Here is a 15,927-nt window from a genome sequence, read left to right as displayed (position 1 = left end):
CCTCTATCGTCCGGTCCATGACGACCCTGCCGCGCCCCAGCCTCACCCTCTCCGCCGACGAAGCCCGCCGTGTCGCCCTGCGCGCCCAGGGCTTCATCGGCGCGCCCGACCGGCGCGCGGGCGTCCGCGGAGTACTGCGCCACCTCGGCGCGGTGCAGCTCGACACGATCTCGGTGCTCGCCCGCTCCCACGAGCTGGTCCCGTACGCCAGGCTCGGCGCGGTCGGCCGCAAGACCGTCGAGGCCGCGTACTGGCAGGACACACACGCCTTCGAGTACTGGTCCCACGCGGCATGCCTCCTCCCCGTGGAGGAGTGGCCGCACTTCGCCTTCCGCCGCCGCGCCTACCGCGACCGCCCGCACTGGAACCACCAGCTCCCCGACGGCACCTACGAGCAGGTCGTCAAGCAGCTGCGCGCCGAAGGTCCGCTGACGGCCACGGAGTTGGGCGGCGCGAAGAAGACCGACGACTGGTGGGACTGGTCCGGCACGAAGGTCGCGGTGGAGCGCGCGCTCATGTACGGCGAGGTGGTGTGCGTGGAGCGGCGCGGCTGGAAGCGGGTGTACGACCTCGCCGAGCGCGCGATCCCGGACGCACTGCTGCACGACGAACTGGACGACACCGAATGCCTGCGCCGTCTGGTCCGGCTGGCTGGCGAGTCCCTGGGCGTCGGCACGCGCGCGGACATCGCCGACTACCACCGCCTCAAGGGCGAGCAGGTCGACGCGGTGATCGCGGACTCGGGACTGGTCCCGGTGGAGGTCGAGGGCTGGGGCAGGCCTGCCTGGGCCGACCCGGCGGCGCTGGCCGCACCTCCGCGCGGCCGACACCGCACGACGCTGCTGTCCCCGTTCGACTCGCTGATCTGGGAGCGGGCACGCACGGAACGGCTCTTCGGCTTCACCCACCGCCTGGAGGCGTACGTTCCCAAGCCGAAGCGGGTGTACGGCTATTTCGCGATGCCGGTGCTGGCGGGCGGCCGTCTGGTGGGCCGGGTGGACCCGGCGCGGGAAGGCCGCACCCTGGTGGCCAAGCAGGTCACCGTGGAGGATCCGAGGGCGGTCCCGGCGGTGGCCCTGGCCCTGGCCGAGGCCGCGACCTGGGTGAACTGCACGGACGTCCGCGTCGAGCGGGTGGACGCCCCCGGACTGCGAGAGCCGCTCATCAGGGAACTCGCCGGCCTCGTCGGTTAGGACCGCCGGGCCCCCGGACCACTGGACTGGTGGAGCGGTGGACCGGTCGGTCCTACCGGATCTCGAGGATCTTCTCCCGCATCGCGTAGACCACGGCCTCCATCCTGGAGTGCAGCTGCAGTTTCTCCAGGATGTTGCGGACGTGGTTCTTCACGGTGTTCTCGGAGATGAACAGTTCCTTGGCGATGTCCCGGTTGTTCATGCCCGTGGCGACGAGCTTGAGGACCTCCAGCTCGCGGTCGGTCAGCCGGGGCGCGGGCACCAGCCGGCGCTCGTCGGTGCGCTGGATCATCGACTTGAACTCGGTGAGGAGTTTCGACGCCATGGACGGGCTGATCTGCGACTGTCCGTCGGCGACGGCGCGAATCGCGGTGGCGACCTCGTCCGTGGAGATCTCCTTCAGGAGGTATCCCGTCGCGCCCGCCTTGATGGCGTCGTAGAGGTCGGCCTCCTCGTCGCTGATCGTCAGCATGATGATCTTCGCGCTGGGGGCGACCTCCTTGATGGAGGTGCAGGCCTCGATCCCGCCGCGCTTGGGCATGCGTACGTCCATCAGCACGATGTCGGGCAGCAGGTCGGCGGCCTTGTCGACGGCCTCCGCCCCGTCGCCGGCCTCGCCGACGACCTGGATGTCCTCCTCTGCGGCGAGCACGATCTCCAGACCCCGGCGGAAGAGGGCGTGGTCGTCCACGACCAGCACTCTGATCGGTTCCTCCCGTGGAGAACCCGCTCCCGGTGCCCTGCCGATGACATGGTCGTCGGCGCCCGCGTCCCGCATCGGTCCGAAGGTATCCGCCATCGTTCCTCCCCCTGAAGGCTGCGGCGTGTGGTCCTGTGCCTTCGCCAACCCAAGGCAGCGGCCCACCGGTTGGGCCCGTGCGGCCATGATTCCATGCCCCGACGACACCACGGGCCCGAGAAGGGCGCGAACCGGTCGCACGCTGGTGCCCCTGGGGGCGCACACGCGCTCCAGGGGCACCGGCTCAGCCTGGGCCGGGTCGGTCAGCCGCCCAGCGTGCCTCCCGCCGCGGGAGGCTCCGTACCGGCGACCATCGGGTCCGTGCTGAGGTGGATGACGCCGTAGTCGTAGGCGTGCCGTCGATAGACGACACTTGGTTCCTTCGTCTCCGAGTCGACGAACAGGTAGAAGTCGTGCCCCACCAGTTCCATCTCGTAGAGGGCCTGGTCAAGGCTCATCGGGGCAGCGACGTGGGTCTTTTCGCGGACGACCAGCGGACCTTCGCCCTTGATCTCCAGCGAGCCGATCCTCTTGGTCGGCACGCCCTCCGTCTCCTCGTCGTGGACGGGAACGCCGTTGCCGTCGAGTGTCGCCACACCCGGGACGACGTCAGGCACCTCGGCCGCCGAGATCCGTCGTGAGCCGCGGCGCACGACACGCTTGTCGTGCTGCTTGCGCAGCCGGGCGTCCAGCTTCTCCGCGGCCAGGTCGAGGGCCGCGTACGGATCGCTGGCCGCTGCCTCCGCCCGGATCACCGGACCGCGGGAGCGGAGCGTGATCTCCACTCGGTCGCAGCGGTCCGCCTGTCGGGGGTTGGGCTCCTTGGACACCTCGACGTCCAGGCTCATCACCTTGCCATCGAGCTTCTGGATCTTTTCCAGGTTCAGCTTCTCGGCCACGTGCTTGCGGAACCGCTCGGGCACCTCGGTCTTGCGGCCCTTGACGACGATGTCCACGCAGAACTCCGTTCCCGGATCGCTCCGCTCCGACGGCGGAGCATCTCCCTTGTGCACCAGATTCCGGTCAGCTCCGGAATCTCGGACTCGGTGACTTCCACCTCCTCCTCCCCCATGGGCGGGATCTCCACCCCACCGCTGCGGGTGATTGCGGAAAAACCCGCAGCAAGGCATTCGGATATAAGAGGTGTGGCCTGCGCCTTTCCTCACAACCGAACATATCTCGCCCGGCCGGATGTCGTCACCCTCTACCGCGACGTACCTCCGTTCAGGTGAATGCACCCTCTCACTAGCTGCAACGACGCACGTTCAGGGCCAGTTCCCGTCCATTTCGAAAGAATCCCGCGGCGCGGCGACCACGGCCGCGCGGAGGCCGTGCACGACGGCGTTCCCGGGCGCCTTTTCAGGTGCACCCTGCACCCACTTCGGTCTCTCCGGCCGGGCCCCGGTCCTTCGTTTCTCCCTACCTTCCCGAGTCCCGGCGGAGTACACAGCCGCCACCCCTCCAGCATGGGCGAAGAGGGCCTCGCGTACCGCCCGCGCCGCCTCCGCGAGAGTGGCGCCGGTGGTGATCAGGTCGTCGACGAGCACGACCTGGCCCCCGGCGAGCACCCGGGCACCGCCCGCCGTCACCTCCAGCGCACCCGAGACGTTCTCCAGCCGCCGCCGGGCGTCCAGCCGCGCCTGGTCCGCCACGGCCCGCCGCTGCCGCAGCACCGATGCCACCCGCGCCGGTGTCCCGGTGCGCCGCAGTGCGCCGGATGCCGCGAGCGCCGTCCGCCGTACCGGATCGTGCCCCCGCGCCCGCACCGCCCGGCGTGCGGAGGGCACGGGGACCAGCAGCACCGGACCGGCCCCCGGCGTGCGGCCCGCACCGTCGCCCGCACCGTCCGCGTCGAGCCCCGCTCGTACGGCCCCCGCCAGAGCCGTGCCCAGAACGCGCGCCAGCGGCAGCGCGCCCCGCTCCTTGTGGGCGAGCAGCAGCTGCCGTACCTGCTGCTCGTACGGAGCGACTGCGTGCACCACCGGCAGCCCGGACGGCTCGGGCACCGGCCGCACCCGGCGCGGCACGGCCCGTTCCAGCACGGACCGGCACCGCGCACAGAGGGCCGTACGAGGTGCCCCGCAGCCCGCGCACTCCGTCGGCAGCACCAGGTCGGTGAGGTCCTGCCACCACCCCCGCATGGCCACCACTGTGCCAAGGGCGCCGACAAGCGGCCACCCCTGTGGAAAACCCCTGTGGAAAAGCGGCGGCGCCCGTCGACGCCGTACACCCGTACGGGTGCGCACCGTGTGTTCAGCCCGGGTAGGCCGGCGCCTGCCCGTCCTTGTCGACCTTCTGCCACTGCGCCCCGGACAGCAGTCGCACGATCCCGTCCTCCTTCGAGTAGGCCACCAGCGGCAGCCTCTCCTCCTCGGACGCGGCGAGCGTCTTGACGCCTGTGAGGGCGCCCGGCGCCGGCCCGTCCAGCGTGGAGCCGTCGATCTGCACGTACCGCAGCTGTTGCAGGCCGCCCTGCTCCCGGCCGAAGACGACCAGTCGGCTGTCGCCGGCCCACGACAGGGCGCTGACCTGCTCCAGATCGGGCGCGGCCGAACGCAGTCCGCCCACCGCGAGACCCTGCCCAGTCCTGTCCCCGCGCTCGACCCGGCCGATCAGCAGGGACTGCTTGCCGTCCTTCTCCACGACCAGCGCGACCCGTACCCCGTCGGCGGCCACCCGTACGTCCACGAGGCGGCCCGGCAGGTCCGGGACGGTGACCTCTTCCGGTTTGGCGACGCCCGGCTCCAGGACGTACAACCGCTGCCGGTCAGTGGCGCGGTCGGCCACCCACAGGTCACCGCGGGCGTCCCAGCTCGGCGTGGTCAGCCCGTCGGCCGGCGCCAGGCCCTGGCTGGTCAGCACCGGATTCCCGAGCGACCCGCCCGACGCCAGCGATGTCACGAACAGGCGCCTGCCGTTCCCGCCGACGACGGCGGCGCTGCGCTCGTCCCGGGACACCGCCACCGACTGCACGGCCCTGGCGCCCTCGCCCAGCACGCCGGGCACGGGGACGGCGCTGGTGCCGCTCGCCTCCGACAGCAGCCGCACCAGCCGGTGCCTGCCGTCGAGGTAGTACAGGTACTCGTGCCGCTTGGCCGATCCGTGCCAGGCCTCGGCCTCGGCGCGCTCCTCGGACAGCTCGCACAATGGTTCGCCGCCGGTCCCCTGCAGTTCGACGGACTGCAGCGTCGGCGTCAGGTTCCGGAGCGTGAACAGCACCTGGGTGGCCATCTCGGTGCACGTGCCCGCCGCCACGCGGGAGGCCTTGAGTTTCAGCGGCACCGTCAGCTTGTTCTGATCGTCCGGCGCCAGCCCCGACACCCCCGGCTGCAGGCCCGTACCGGTCGGGAAGCTGGACCTGACCACCGGACGGAGCCATCTGGTGGGCCCCTTCAGGAGCGAACGCACCATCTGGGTCATCGGGTCGACCTTGCTGCGCACGAACACCGGGTCGGCGACCGCCACCGGCTGCCCGGTCGCCCCGACGGCCGTGTTGGAGGCGAAGTAGTACTTGTCGACCGACGTGTAGTTGCGCTGGAAGTCCGACTTGCCCATGACCACGCCGTCGTCCAGCTCGTCGATGCGCCACTGCCCGCTCTTGGAGTCCTTCGACAGGTGCACCGTCCTGCTGTACGGCCCACTGGCCGGCGCGTACGCCTGCTGCGCGTCGACCTTGGCCACCCTGGTGCCCGCCAGCACGTAGGTCAGACCGCCGGTGCCGCCCTCCCGGCCGCCCGTGTTGGTTGCCTGCACGCTGCTCGGCCCGTTCGCGAGCACGACGGTCGACCGCTTCGGGCGCCAGTGCCGCGCGGCGTCGGCGCTCAGGTACTTGCGGGCCGTGTCGTAGTTCGGATCGTCGCTGGTCAGCGCCTCCAGGAAGCCCTGCACGATCTCGCCGGGCTGAGCGCCCTCGGCGGGCGGCATGGCGAACACGCGCACCCCGGTGTCCTGGCGCGGCGTGGACTCGACCGACCGCAGGTCTCCGTTGTCGGGCATCGAGGCGCATCCCGCCAGCAGCACGACCCCACAGGCCATACACGCCATCGCACGCCCCGGTCGGCGCCGCGCGCCCCCCTCGCGCTCAGCGCCCACGAAATGCCTCCCCTGGCTCGTTCGAGTTCTCCGGCTCGCCCGCCTCCGAACGGCCCGCGCATGCACCGGGTGCCGGCCGGAACGTGTGCGTGTCGTCCGCCGGGCGTCGCGGGTCCGCGTCCGGCGCGGGACGAGCCGTGTGCGCCTCTTGGGCGTGATCGGCGCAGTCCTGGTCGGCCGCGGGCTGCGGCGTGTCGTCGGTGCGTCGTGCGCCGCCGACGGGCCGGGGCACCACGCGCGCACCGTTGCCGCTGCCGGGCAGGGCGGTCGGGTCGGCGGTGGGCGTGACGGCGGTCCGGCGTGCCGCCATCGGGGCGCCCGGCGCCAGCGGCGGCATCTGACCGCCGCCCGGCTGCACCGGGAGCGTCGCCCGCTTCTCCCCGCCCGCGCGGGGCTGGCCGGAGTCGCCCACCCCGCGCTTGCGGCGCGAGTCCTTGGGCTCCAGCGGGATCGGCGAGCCCCGCAGCGGCTCGTCGGCGGTCCTCGGCAGGGTCAGCCGGAACTGCGATCCGCCGCCGGGCTCACCCCAGGCCTGCAGCCAGCCACCGTGCAGCCGGGCGTCCTCCAGGGCGATCGACAGTCCGAGGCCCGTACCGCCGGTGGTACGCGCGCGTGCCGGGTCCGCCCGCCAGAAGCGGCTGAAGACCCGGGTCGCCTCGCCCGGCTTGAGGCCGACGCCGTAGTCGCGCACCGCGATGGCGACGGCGCCGCCCGCCGCGGCGAGCTTGACCACGACGTCCTTGCCCTCACCGTGCTCGACGGCGTTGACGACGAGGTTGCGCAGCACGCGCTCCACCCGCCGGGCGTCCGCCTCGGCGACGACGGGCTGCTGGTCACCGACCACGCGTATGTGTGTGCCCTTGCGCTCCGCGAGCGGCTCGGCCCCGCTGACCACCCGCCGCACGACCTCCCGCAGGTCTATCGGCTCGGCCTCCAGGGCCGCCGCTCCCGCGTCGAACCGGCTGATCTCCAGCAGGTCCGCGAGCAGCGACTCGAAGCGGTCCAGCTGGTCGGCGAGCAGCTCGGCCGACCGGGCGGTCACCGGGTCGAAGTCCTCGCGGGCCTCGTGGATGACGTCGGCGGCCATGCGGACCGTCGTGAGCGGGGTGCGCAGCTCGTGCGAGACGTCGGAGACGAACCGCCGCTGCATCCGCGACAGCTCCTCCAGCTGCTGGATCTTCAGCTGGAGGTTCTGCGCCATCTTGTTGAAGGCCTCGCCCAGGCGCGCGATGTCGTCCTCGCCGGTGACCTTCATCCGCTCCTGCAGCCGCCCGGCGGACAGGCGCTCGGCGATCCCGGCCGCCATCCGCACCGGCGTGACGACCTGCCGCACCACGAGCCAGGCGATGGCCCCGAGGAGTACGACGACGAAGAGCCCGGCGGTCGCGAGTGTGCCCTTGACCAGGCTGAGGGACTTCTCCTCCTGCGTGAGCGGGAAGAGGTAGTACAGCTCGTAGGGGTTGCCGTTGGGGTCGTTGACCTGCTTGCCGATGACCAGCGCGGGCTGGGGCTCCTTGCCGTTGCTGTAGATGATGCGCGTGTAGCTCTGGGCGGCCGTCGGACTGCTGTTGACGCGGTCGCGCAGGTCCTCGGGCACGCTGGCGGACGGGTCGACGTACCCGGAACCGCGCGGGCTGCGCCCGCCGCCGTTGTGGTCTCCGGGCAGCGTGACCACGTCGAAGGCGCCGGCACCACCGCTGGAGAGCGACTCCACGAGGTCGCTCATCCACTGGATGACGTTCTGCGACTGCCGTGTGTCGGTGCCGGTGGTGCCGTCAGGTGGGACGGTGACGGATCCGCCGACCGCCTCGTCGGCCTTCTGCTTGGCCACGGCGAAGCCGCCGGTGGCCTGGCTCTGCGATGCCCGCACCTTCGCGTCGAGCAGGCCGTTGCGCACCTGCCCGATGACGACGAAGCCGAGCAGCAGGACGACTCCGAGCGACATCAGCAGGGTCGTGGCGACGACCCTGAGCTGGATGTTGCGGCGCCACAGCCGCATCACCGGCAGCAGCGGGCGCCGCACCCAGCGCAGCAACAGCCGAAGGACCGGGCTGCCCTGGACCCTGCCCTGCAGCAGACCGCCCTGCAGGAGCCGTCCCCAGCGCGAACCGGCCGGCCCCGGGCCGACAGGCCGCCCCGGACGGTCCCCGGAGCGGCCGGGAGCCGAAGCGGCGCTGTCCCCGGACATGTCAGCTCGGCCCGGCCTTGTAACCGACGCCACGGACGGTCACCACGATCTCCGGCCGCTCCGGGTCCTTCTCGACCTTGGAGCGCAGCCGCTGGACGTGCACGTTGACGAGCCGCGTGTCAGCCGCGTGGCGGTAACCCCACACCTGCTCCAGCAGCACCTCGCGCGTGAACACCTGCCACGGCTTGCGCGCGAGCGCGACCAGCAGGTCGAACTCCAGCGGGGTCAGCGCGATCGACTGACCGTCCCGCTTCACCGAGTGCCCGGCCACGTCGATGACCAGGTCACCGATGGTGAGCTGCTCCGGCGCCGGCTCCTCGGACCTGCGAAGCCGCGCCCGGATCCGGGCCACCAGCTCCTTTGGTTTGAACGGCTTGACGATGTAGTCGTCGGCACCGGACTCCAGGCCCACGACCACGTCGACGGTGTCGCTCTTGGCCGTGAGCATCACGATCGGCACCCCGGACTCCGCCCGGATCAGCCGGCACACCTCGATGCCGTCCCGGCCGGGCAGCATCAGGTCGAGCAGCACCAGATCGGGCTTGCTCTCACGGAAAGCGGCCAGCGCCTTGTCGCCGTCGGCTACGAAAGACGGCTCAAAACCTTCACCACGCAGCACGATGCCGAGCATCTCGGCCAGTGCGCTGTCGTCGTCGACGACAAGGACTCGTCCCTTCATAAACGACATCATCCCATTAACTAAATCGTTACCTGTCGTGACCTGGCACACAGCTCGGCAAGAGCCCCGGCCGTCACGGGTGAGGCGGCTCCCGCCTCGGTGACGATGGCCGTCACCAGCTCGGGCGGCGTCACATCGAACGCCGGGTTGTACGCCTGGGTCCCCAGGGGTGCCACCGCAATCCCGCCTCCTGCTCCTGACACCGCCACCTGGGGCGGTGTGATCTCGGTCACTTCAAAGCCGGGGCGCTGCTCGACCTCGATGGACGCCCCGTCGGGCGTGTCCGGATCGACCGTCGTCACGGGCGCCACGACGATGAAGGGCACATGGTGGTACCGCGCGAGCACGGCGAGCGGATAGCTCCCCACCTTGTTCGCCACCGCACCGTCGGCCGCGATCCGGTCCGCCCCGATCAGCACCGCGTCCACCTCCCCCGCCGCGAACAGCGAACCCGCTGCGTTGTCGGTGAGCAAGGTGTACGCCATGCCGTTGCGGGCCGCCTCGTACGCCGTCAGGCGAGCACCTTGCAGCAAAGGACGCGTTTCGTCCACCCACAGGCGCCGAAGTCGCCCGGCCCGGTGCGCCTCGAGGGCCACCGCGAACGCCGTGCCCTCCCCGCCGGAGACCAGCGAACCGCTGTTGCAGTGGGTGAGGATCCGGTGCCCGCCGCCGGGCAGCAGCTCGTCCAGCAGCGCCAGCCCGTGGGCGGCCATCCGGGCGCTGGCCTCGGCGTCCTCCCGGTGCAGGGCCCGCGCCGCAGCCAGCGCCGCCGCTGCGGCCTCGGTCTCGTCGCCGCTCCGGGCGAGCGCGGTGCGGTAGGCGGCCTCGGCTCGGCGTACCCCGACGGACAGGTTCACCGCTGTCGGGCGGGCGCCTTCCAGTGCCGCGGCGGCCTCGAGCACGTCGAATCCCCGCGCGGCGGCGAGCGCGACCCCGTACGCCCCCGCGATCCCGAGCAGCGGTGCCCCGCGCACGGCCAGCGAGCGGATCGCCTCCACCAGCGCCGGCGCGTCGGTGCACACCAGCTCGACCTCCTCGGCCGGGAGCCGCGTCTGGTCGAGAAGGACGAGCACGGGACCTTCGGGTGGTTCCTCCCATCGGATCACCGGTATCCCCACCGGCCGTTCGTCGCCGTCCGTCTGCGCCTGCTGATCAGCCATGCCGTCAGTCTGCCCGGTATCCGGCGGACAATTGAAGGTGTCCGGCCCCCACGGCGGCCGGTCAACGGTTGACCAGCCCATGGCACGATGGCTGCCAACCTGCCGCCGCGTCCGCGGACGGGCACCGTGAAGGAGCTTCGATGAACGACACTCCGGGCTGGGCCTCGCCCGGATCCGACCCGTCGTCCGACGGGCGGGAGCCCGGCGCGTCCGGCCCCGCCGGGGCCGCCGACCGTCCTGGCCCCGCCGACCCCGCCGCACAGCCGGGCACGGATTGGCAGGGCCAAGGCACGAAGTGGTCCAAGGAGCAACCGCCGCCCGGCCAGTGGTCGGCGCCCACGGGCGCCCCGGCTCCGGGCCAGGCCCCACCGCCGCCGGCGCCCGGCACCGGCTGGGGCGGCCCGCACAGCGGGGGCCCCGGCGGACACGGCGCTCCTTCCGGCGGTTACGGCACTGCGCCCGGCAGCGGCCCGGGCGGACACGGCGCCCCCGGCTACGTCCCGTGGGGCGGCGGCTGGGGCGGCCCGCCGCCCGCGGCCAAACCCGGTGTGATCCCGCTGCGTCCGCTGGGCGTCGGCGAGATCCTGGACGGAGCCGTCTCCACCATGCGCACGTACTGGCGCACGGTCCTCGGCGTCTCGCTGACCGTCGCGGTCATCTCGCAGATCGCCGTGATCCTCCTGCAGGGCTTCGTCCTCGACGACACCGCCACCGACGCCTCGTTCAACGACCAGACCAGCCTCGGCGACGCCTTCCGCTCGCTGGGCGTGGCCATGCTGGGCGCCGGCGTCGTCGCGCTGATCTCCGTGGTCGGCACCATCGTCGCCACCGCCCTCCTGACGACCGTCACCAGCCGAGCGGTCCTCGGCAGGCCGGTGAGCACCCGGGAGGCCTGGCGTGACGCCCGCCCGCAGGTCCCGAGGCTGTTCGGCCTGCTCTTCCTGCTCGGCCTGATCTCGGCCGGTGTCCTGCTGTGCGGCGCGCTGCCCGGCATCGTCGTCCTCGCTGTCGGCGGCAGCGGCGGCACAGGCGCCGCCCTGCTCGTCCTGGGCCTTCTTGCCGCCGCCGGCGTCCTCTTGTGGCTGGTGGTCCGCTTCTCGCTGGCCTCGCCCGCGCTGATGCTGGAGCGGCAGGGCATCGTGAAGTCGATGAGCCGCTCCGCGAAGCTCGTCCGCGGCTCCTGGTGGCGTGTCCTCGGCATCCAGCTGCTCGCCGCGCTCATCGCGAACATCGTCACCTCGCTCGTCACGATCCCCTTCATGTTCATCGGGGCCGCCGTGAGCGACGACGGCATGACCAGCCTGTTCGGCACCAGCACCGGACACGTCGGCTGGACCTTCCTGATCCTCAGCGGGATCGGCTCGGTCATCGGCTCGATGATCACGTTCCCGATCAACGCGGGCGTCACCGTGCTCCTCTACATCGACCAGCGCATCCGCCGCGAGGCCCTCGACCTGGAACTGGCCCGCGCTGCCGGAGTCGGGGGCGCGGCGGCTCCCGGACCGGTCCCGGGGAGCTGATGCGGTGAGCCTGACGGGGGGAGTTCTCACGGCGGCCCCGGCCCTGCCGGGCGCGGCCGGCAGGGGCCTGGGACGCCTGCTGCGCACGGCGGACACGGGCATCCTGGCGCTCACCGGCTCCGGTGACGAGCCGCCCGTCACCACGCCGCGCGATCCCGCTCGGGAGGCGGCCCGGCGGGAGCTGTCCAAGCGGATGTACCACGAGAACGATCCCAGCCTGTTCCAGCGCGCCCTGAACGCCTTCTGGGACCGGCTCGGCAGGCTGCTCGACACGGCCGCCTCGGCCACGCCCGGCGGCACCGTCGGTCTGGTCGTCGTGGTCCTCTTCGTCGTCGCCGTGCTGGCCGCACTGTGGTGGCGCCTGGGCACCCCGCGGCGTACGCCGACCTCCGCCGCGGCAGTGTTCGACGACCGGCCCCGCAGCGCCGCCGAACACCGGGCGGCCAGCGAGGCGCACGCCGCCCAGGGCCACTGGAACCAGGCCGTGCAGGAGCGTGTGCGGGCCATCGTCCGCTCCCTGGAGGAGCGGGCCCTGCTCGACGTCCGCCCCGGCCGCACCGCCGACGAGGCCGCCGCCGACGCCGGCCGCTCCCTCCCCGCGCACAGGGACCGACTGCGGTCCGCGGCACGGGTCTTCGACGACGTCACCTACGGTGGCCGCAGGGCGAGCGAGCAGTCGTACCACCGCGTCGCCGAACTCGACCGGGACCTGGAACGCACCAGGCCCGTCCTCACCGACAGTACGGCCGACACGGCCCGCGACCGGCGGGGGGCCGCCGAATGACCACCGAGGCTTCCCCGCCCGCCACTTCCACCGCGCCCACCACTTCGACCGCGCCCACCGCCCGGCACGTGTGGAGCCGTTCGCGTGGCATCGCCCTCGCCGTCGTTCTCATCCTGGCCGCGGCGTTGGCCATCGCCACCGTCCACTCCACCGAACGACACGGCGAACTCGACCCCCGCTCGGCCGATCCCTACGGCAGCCGTGCCGTCGCCGAACTCCTCGCCGATCGGGGCGTGTCCACGCGCGTGGTCACCACGCTCGGCGCGGCCCGCGCCGCTGCCGGCCCCGACACCACTCTTCTGGTCGCCGTACCGGACCTGTTGACGCACCGTCAACAGGACTGGCTGCGCAGGGCGACGGCGGCATCGGGCGGACGCACGGTCCTCGTCGCCGCGGGCAGCTGGTCCGTCGGACGCCTCGCCCCCGGGGTCACCGCGGCCCCCTCGACCGCCACGGGCTCCACCCTCGACCCCGGCTGCACCCTGCCCGAGGCCCGGCGCGCGGGCAGCGCCGAAACCGGCGGCATCCGCTACACCACCAGCCGGCTTCACGCCGACTCCTGCTACCCCAGCCAGGGCCTCGCCACCCTGCTGCGCCTTCCGGCGGTCTCCGGGGGCGACACCGTCCTCCTCGGCGCGCCGGACATCCTGTACAACAAGCGCCTCGGCAAGCAGGGCAACGCCTCGCTCGCACTTCAGCTCCTCGGCTCCCGTTCCCATCTGGTCTGGTACCTCCCGTCGCTCTCGGACACCTCGACCGGGGACACGGGTGAGCGGAAGAGCTTCCTGGACCTGCTGCCTTCAGGCTGGCTCTGGGGCGCCCTGCAGCTCTTCATCGCCGCTGTCCTCGCCGCCTTCTGGCGGGCACGCCGGTTCGGCCCCCTCGTGCCCGAAAAACTTCCGGTCGCGATCCGCGCCTCCGAAACCGCCGAAGGCCGCGCCCGCCTCTACCGCAAGGCCAACGCCCGCGACCGCGCCGCAGCCGCTCTTCGTTCCGCCACGCGCACGCGCCTGGCTGCCCTGGCCGGCGTGCCCGTCGCCCAGGCGCACACGCCCGAGGCCCTGGTCCCCGCCCTGTCCGCCCACGTCCACGGCGACGGACAGAGCCTGCACGCGCTCCTCTTCGGGCCGCCGCCCGGCGACGACGCGGCCCTCATCGCCCTCACCGACCAACTCGACGCCCTCGAAAGAGAGGTACGCCGTTCATGATGGACCCGACCACTGACAACGCCGGGCCCTCTGGGAACGCGGGCGATGCCCGAGCGTCCCTGGAAGCCCTGCGCGCCGAGATCGCCAAAGCCGTGGTCGGCCAGGACCCCGCCGTGACCGGCCTCGTCGTCGCCCTTCTGTGCCGCGGACACGTGCTGCTGGAAGGAGTGCCCGGGGTCGCCAAGACGCTGCTCGTGCGAACACTCGCATCCGCGCTCGAACTCGACACGAAGCGGGTCCAGTTCACGCCGGACCTGATGCCGAGCGATGTCACCGGCTCCCTCGTCTACGACACCCGCACCGCCGAGTTCTCCTTCCAGCCCGGCCCGGTCTTCACCAACCTCCTCCTGGCGGACGAGATCAACCGCACCCCACCCAAGACGCAGTCCTCCCTCCTGGAGGCCATGGAGGAACGCCAGGTCACGGTCGACGGCACCCCTCGGCCGCTGCCCGAGCCGTTCCTGGTCGCGGCAACCCAGAACCCGGTCGAGTACGAGGGCACGTATCCCCTCCCCGAGGCCCAGCTGGACCGGTTCCTGCTGAAACTGACGATCCCGCTGCCCTCCCGGCAGGACGAGATCGACGTCCTCACCCGCCACGCCCAGGGCTTCGACCCGCGCGACCTGGACGCCGCCGGCGTACGCCCCGTCGCCGGCCCCGCCGAGCTGGAAGCGGCCCGCGCCGCGGTCGCCAGGACGACCGTCTCGCCCGAGATCACCGCCTACGTGGTGGACATCTGCCGCGCCACCCGCGAATCGCCCTCGCTCACCCTGGGCGTCTCCCCTCGCGGCGCCACCGCCCTCCTGGCCACCTCACGCGCCTGGGCGTGGCTGACGGGCCGCGACTACGTCACCCCCGACGACGTGAAGGCCCTCGCTCTGCCCACCTTGCGCCACCGCATCCAGCTGCGCCCCGAAGCCGAGATGGAAGGCGTGACGGCGGACTCCGTCATCAACGCCGTCCTCGCCCATGTCCCGGTCCCTCGCTGATGGCGCTCACCGGACGCGCCGCCCTCCTGACGGCCCTCGGCTCGATCCCGGTCGGCATCCTGGATCCCGGCTGGACCGGCATCCTCGCGGTCAACGGCCCGTTGGCCCTGGCCTGTGCCTGCGACTTCGCGCTGGCAGCTCCGGTACGCCGCCTGGTGCTGTCCCGCTCCGGTGACACCTCGACGCGTCTGGGCGAGACCGCCGACGTCACACTCACGATCACCAATCCGACGGGGCGCCCTCTGCGTGCCGATGTGCGGGACGCCTGGCCGCCCAGCAGCTGGCAGCCCGGCAGCGAGGTGGAGGCCTCCCGCCACCGGGTGACCGTGCCTGCGGGCGAGCGGCGGCGCCTGACGACGCGGCTGCGCCCCACCCGCCGCGGCGACCGGCAGGCCGACCGTGTGACCGTCCGCTCCTACGGCCCGCTCGGCCTCTTCTCCCGGCAAGGCAGCCACAGAGTGCCCTGGTCGGTACGGGTCCTGCCGCCGTTCACCAGCCGCAAGCACCTTCCGTCGAAACTCGCTCGACTGCGTGAACTCGACGGCCGTACCAGTGTGCTCATCCGCGGTGAGGGGACGGAGTTCGACAGCCTGCGGGAGTACATTCCCGGCGACGACACGCGTTCGATCGACTGGCGTGCCACCGCCCGCCATTCCGCGGTGGCCGTCCGCACCTGGCGCCCCGAACGCGACCGGCACATCCTGCTGGTCCTGGACACCGGCCGCACGTCGGCGGGCCGTGTGGGCGACGCCCCCCGCCTGGACGCCTCCATGGACGCGGCCCTGCTTCTCGCTGCTCTTGCCTCTCGCGCGGGGGACCGTGTGGCCCTGCTCGCCTACGACCGCCGGGTCCGCGCCTTGGTCCAGGGCCGCTCCGCCGGCGATGTTCTGCCGTCCCTGGTCGACGCGATGGCCACCCTCGAACCGGAACTCGTCGAGACCGACGCCCGTGGCCTGACCGCGACCGCTGTGCGTACGGCCCCTCGGCGTTCCCTGGTCGTCCTGTTCACGACGCTCGACGCGGCACCGGTGGAGCAGGGCCTGCTTCCTGCGCTGCCGCAGCTGACCAAGCGCCACACCGTGCTCGTCGCCTCGGTGGCCGATCCGCATATCGCCCGCATGGCGGCAGCGCGGGGTACGACGGAGGCGGTGTACGAAGCCGCAGCGGCAGCGCAGGCCGAGAACGAGCGGGAGCGCACAGCGGAACAGCTTCGTCGTCATGGGGTGACGGTGGTGGACGCGACTCCGGAAAAACTGGCGCCTGCGGTGGCTGATGCGTATCTGGCTCTGAAAGCGGCGGGCCGACTCTGATCCTCGGGGGCCCGCCGCCCCGAAAAGAGCCCTAAACGCAGAAAGCCCCCGCATCCGAAGATGCG

General features: G+C 72.3%; 13 protein-coding genes. 6 read left to right on the top strand and 7 right to left on the bottom strand.

Annotated features, from left to right (window positions below; translation table 11 throughout):
• Positions 1–17 precede the first annotated feature (17 nt).
• A complete protein-coding gene (locus tag K7G59_RS07890; protein ID WP_225831564.1) occupies positions 18–1,193 on the top strand; it encodes a winged helix-turn-helix domain-containing protein in 1,176 nt (391 codons plus the stop codon).
• A gap of 52 nt (positions 1,194–1,245) precedes the next feature.
• Here K7G59_RS07890 and K7G59_RS07885 read toward each other — a convergent pair whose 3' ends face one another.
• The 7 genes from K7G59_RS07885 to mtnA form a co-directional block, all read right to left on the bottom strand.
• Positions 1,246–1,992: a response regulator transcription factor gene (locus K7G59_RS07885; RefSeq protein WP_225831562.1), complete on the bottom strand. Its 747-nt coding sequence runs from the start codon at positions 1,990–1,992 to the stop codon at positions 1,246–1,248.
• Positions 1,993–2,195: 203 nt separating this feature from the next.
• Entirely contained in the window at positions 2,196–2,888 is a 693-nt protein-coding gene (gene hpf / locus K7G59_RS07880; protein WP_225831560.1) for a ribosome hibernation-promoting factor, HPF/YfiA family, read from the bottom strand.
• Between the two features lie 309 nt (positions 2,889–3,197).
• Entirely contained in the window at positions 3,198–4,073 is an 876-nt protein-coding gene (locus K7G59_RS07875) for a ComF family protein (RefSeq protein WP_225831558.1), read from the bottom strand.
• A 112-nt stretch (positions 4,074–4,185) separates the two neighbouring features.
• Positions 4,186–6,024 carry an LpqB family beta-propeller domain-containing protein gene (locus K7G59_RS07870; protein WP_225831556.1) on the bottom strand — a complete coding sequence of 613 codons (1,839 nt, stop codon included), beginning with the start codon at positions 6,022–6,024 and terminating at the stop codon, positions 4,186–4,188.
• A complete protein-coding gene (gene mtrB / locus K7G59_RS07865; RefSeq protein ID WP_225831555.1) occupies positions 6,014–8,212 on the bottom strand; it encodes an MtrAB system histidine kinase MtrB in 2,199 nt (732 codons plus the stop codon). The genes K7G59_RS07870 and mtrB overlap by 11 nt, the downstream gene beginning before the upstream one ends.
• 1 nt (position 8,213) lies before the next feature.
• Entirely contained in the window at positions 8,214–8,903 is a 690-nt protein-coding gene (mtrA, locus tag K7G59_RS07860; RefSeq protein ID WP_202485207.1) for a two-component system response regulator MtrA, read from the bottom strand.
• Between the two features lie 8 nt (positions 8,904–8,911).
• The gene (gene mtnA, locus K7G59_RS07855) at positions 8,912–10,051 is read right to left on the bottom strand and encodes an S-methyl-5-thioribose-1-phosphate isomerase (RefSeq protein WP_225831553.1); all 1,140 of its coding nucleotides are present in this window, start codon (positions 10,049–10,051) and stop codon (positions 8,912–8,914) included.
• A gap of 140 nt (positions 10,052–10,191) precedes the next feature.
• On the opposite strand from mtnA, the gene K7G59_RS07850 reads away from it, so the two are divergent.
• Genes K7G59_RS07850 through K7G59_RS07830 form a run of 5 tightly spaced genes read left to right on the top strand, consistent with a single transcriptional unit; the run spans position 10,192 to position 15,862 of the window.
• Positions 10,192–11,571, top strand: coding sequence for a hypothetical protein (locus tag K7G59_RS07850; RefSeq protein WP_225831552.1), 1,380 nt, complete (start codon positions 10,192–10,194; stop codon positions 11,569–11,571).
• Positions 11,572–11,575: 4 nt separating this feature from the next.
• On the top strand, positions 11,576–12,355 hold the full coding sequence (locus K7G59_RS07845) for a DUF4129 domain-containing protein (RefSeq protein WP_225831550.1): 780 nt from the start codon (positions 11,576–11,578) through the stop codon (positions 12,353–12,355).
• Positions 12,352–13,563 (top strand): DUF4350 domain-containing protein, encoded by a 1,212-nt coding sequence (locus tag K7G59_RS07840; RefSeq protein WP_225831548.1) that lies wholly within the window; start codon positions 12,352–12,354, stop codon positions 13,561–13,563. Before K7G59_RS07845 ends, K7G59_RS07840 begins: the two co-directional genes overlap by 4 nt.
• Positions 13,563–14,552: a MoxR family ATPase gene (locus K7G59_RS07835; protein ID WP_225831546.1), complete on the top strand. Its 990-nt coding sequence runs from the start codon at positions 13,563–13,565 to the stop codon at positions 14,550–14,552. Before K7G59_RS07840 ends, K7G59_RS07835 begins: the two co-directional genes overlap by 1 nt.
• Positions 14,552–15,862, top strand: coding sequence for a DUF58 domain-containing protein (locus K7G59_RS07830; protein ID WP_225831543.1), 1,311 nt, complete (start codon positions 14,552–14,554; stop codon positions 15,860–15,862). Before K7G59_RS07835 ends, K7G59_RS07830 begins: the two co-directional genes overlap by 1 nt.
• Positions 15,863–15,927 lie beyond the last annotated feature (65 nt).

Origin of the sequence: Streptomyces sp. NK08204 (assembly GCF_020400585.1) — a bacterium.
In the GTDB taxonomy this organism is placed as follows: domain Bacteria; phylum Actinomycetota; class Actinomycetes; order Streptomycetales; family Streptomycetaceae; genus Streptomyces.
This window is presented reverse-complemented; position numbering and strand designations above follow the sequence as displayed.

Excerpts from the sequence above, each read along its gene's own strand:
- K7G59_RS07875 (WP_225831558.1), bottom strand. The coding sequence starts at position 4,073 with ATGCGGGGGTGGTGGCAGGACCTCACCGACCTGGTGCTGCCGACGGAG.
- K7G59_RS07840 (WP_225831548.1), top strand. The coding sequence starts at position 12,352 with ATGACCACCGAGGCTTCCCCGCCCGCCACTTCCACCGCGCCCACCACT.
- K7G59_RS07885 (WP_225831562.1), bottom strand. The coding sequence starts at position 1,992 with ATGGCGGATACCTTCGGACCGATGCGGGACGCGGGCGCCGACGACCAT.
- mtnA (WP_225831553.1), bottom strand. The coding sequence starts at position 10,051 with ATGGCTGATCAGCAGGCGCAGACGGACGGCGACGAACGGCCGGTGGGG.
- K7G59_RS07890 (WP_225831564.1), top strand. The coding sequence starts at position 18 with ATGACGACCCTGCCGCGCCCCAGCCTCACCCTCTCCGCCGACGAAGCC.
- K7G59_RS07830 (WP_225831543.1), top strand. The coding sequence starts at position 14,552 with ATGGCGCTCACCGGACGCGCCGCCCTCCTGACGGCCCTCGGCTCGATC.
- K7G59_RS07835 (WP_225831546.1), top strand. The coding sequence starts at position 13,563 with ATGGACCCGACCACTGACAACGCCGGGCCCTCTGGGAACGCGGGCGAT.
- mtrA (WP_202485207.1), bottom strand. The coding sequence starts at position 8,903 with ATGATGTCGTTTATGAAGGGACGAGTCCTTGTCGTCGACGACGACAGC.
- mtrB (WP_225831555.1), bottom strand. The coding sequence starts at position 8,212 with ATGTCCGGGGACAGCGCCGCTTCGGCTCCCGGCCGCTCCGGGGACCGT.
- K7G59_RS07850 (WP_225831552.1), top strand. The coding sequence starts at position 10,192 with ATGAACGACACTCCGGGCTGGGCCTCGCCCGGATCCGACCCGTCGTCC.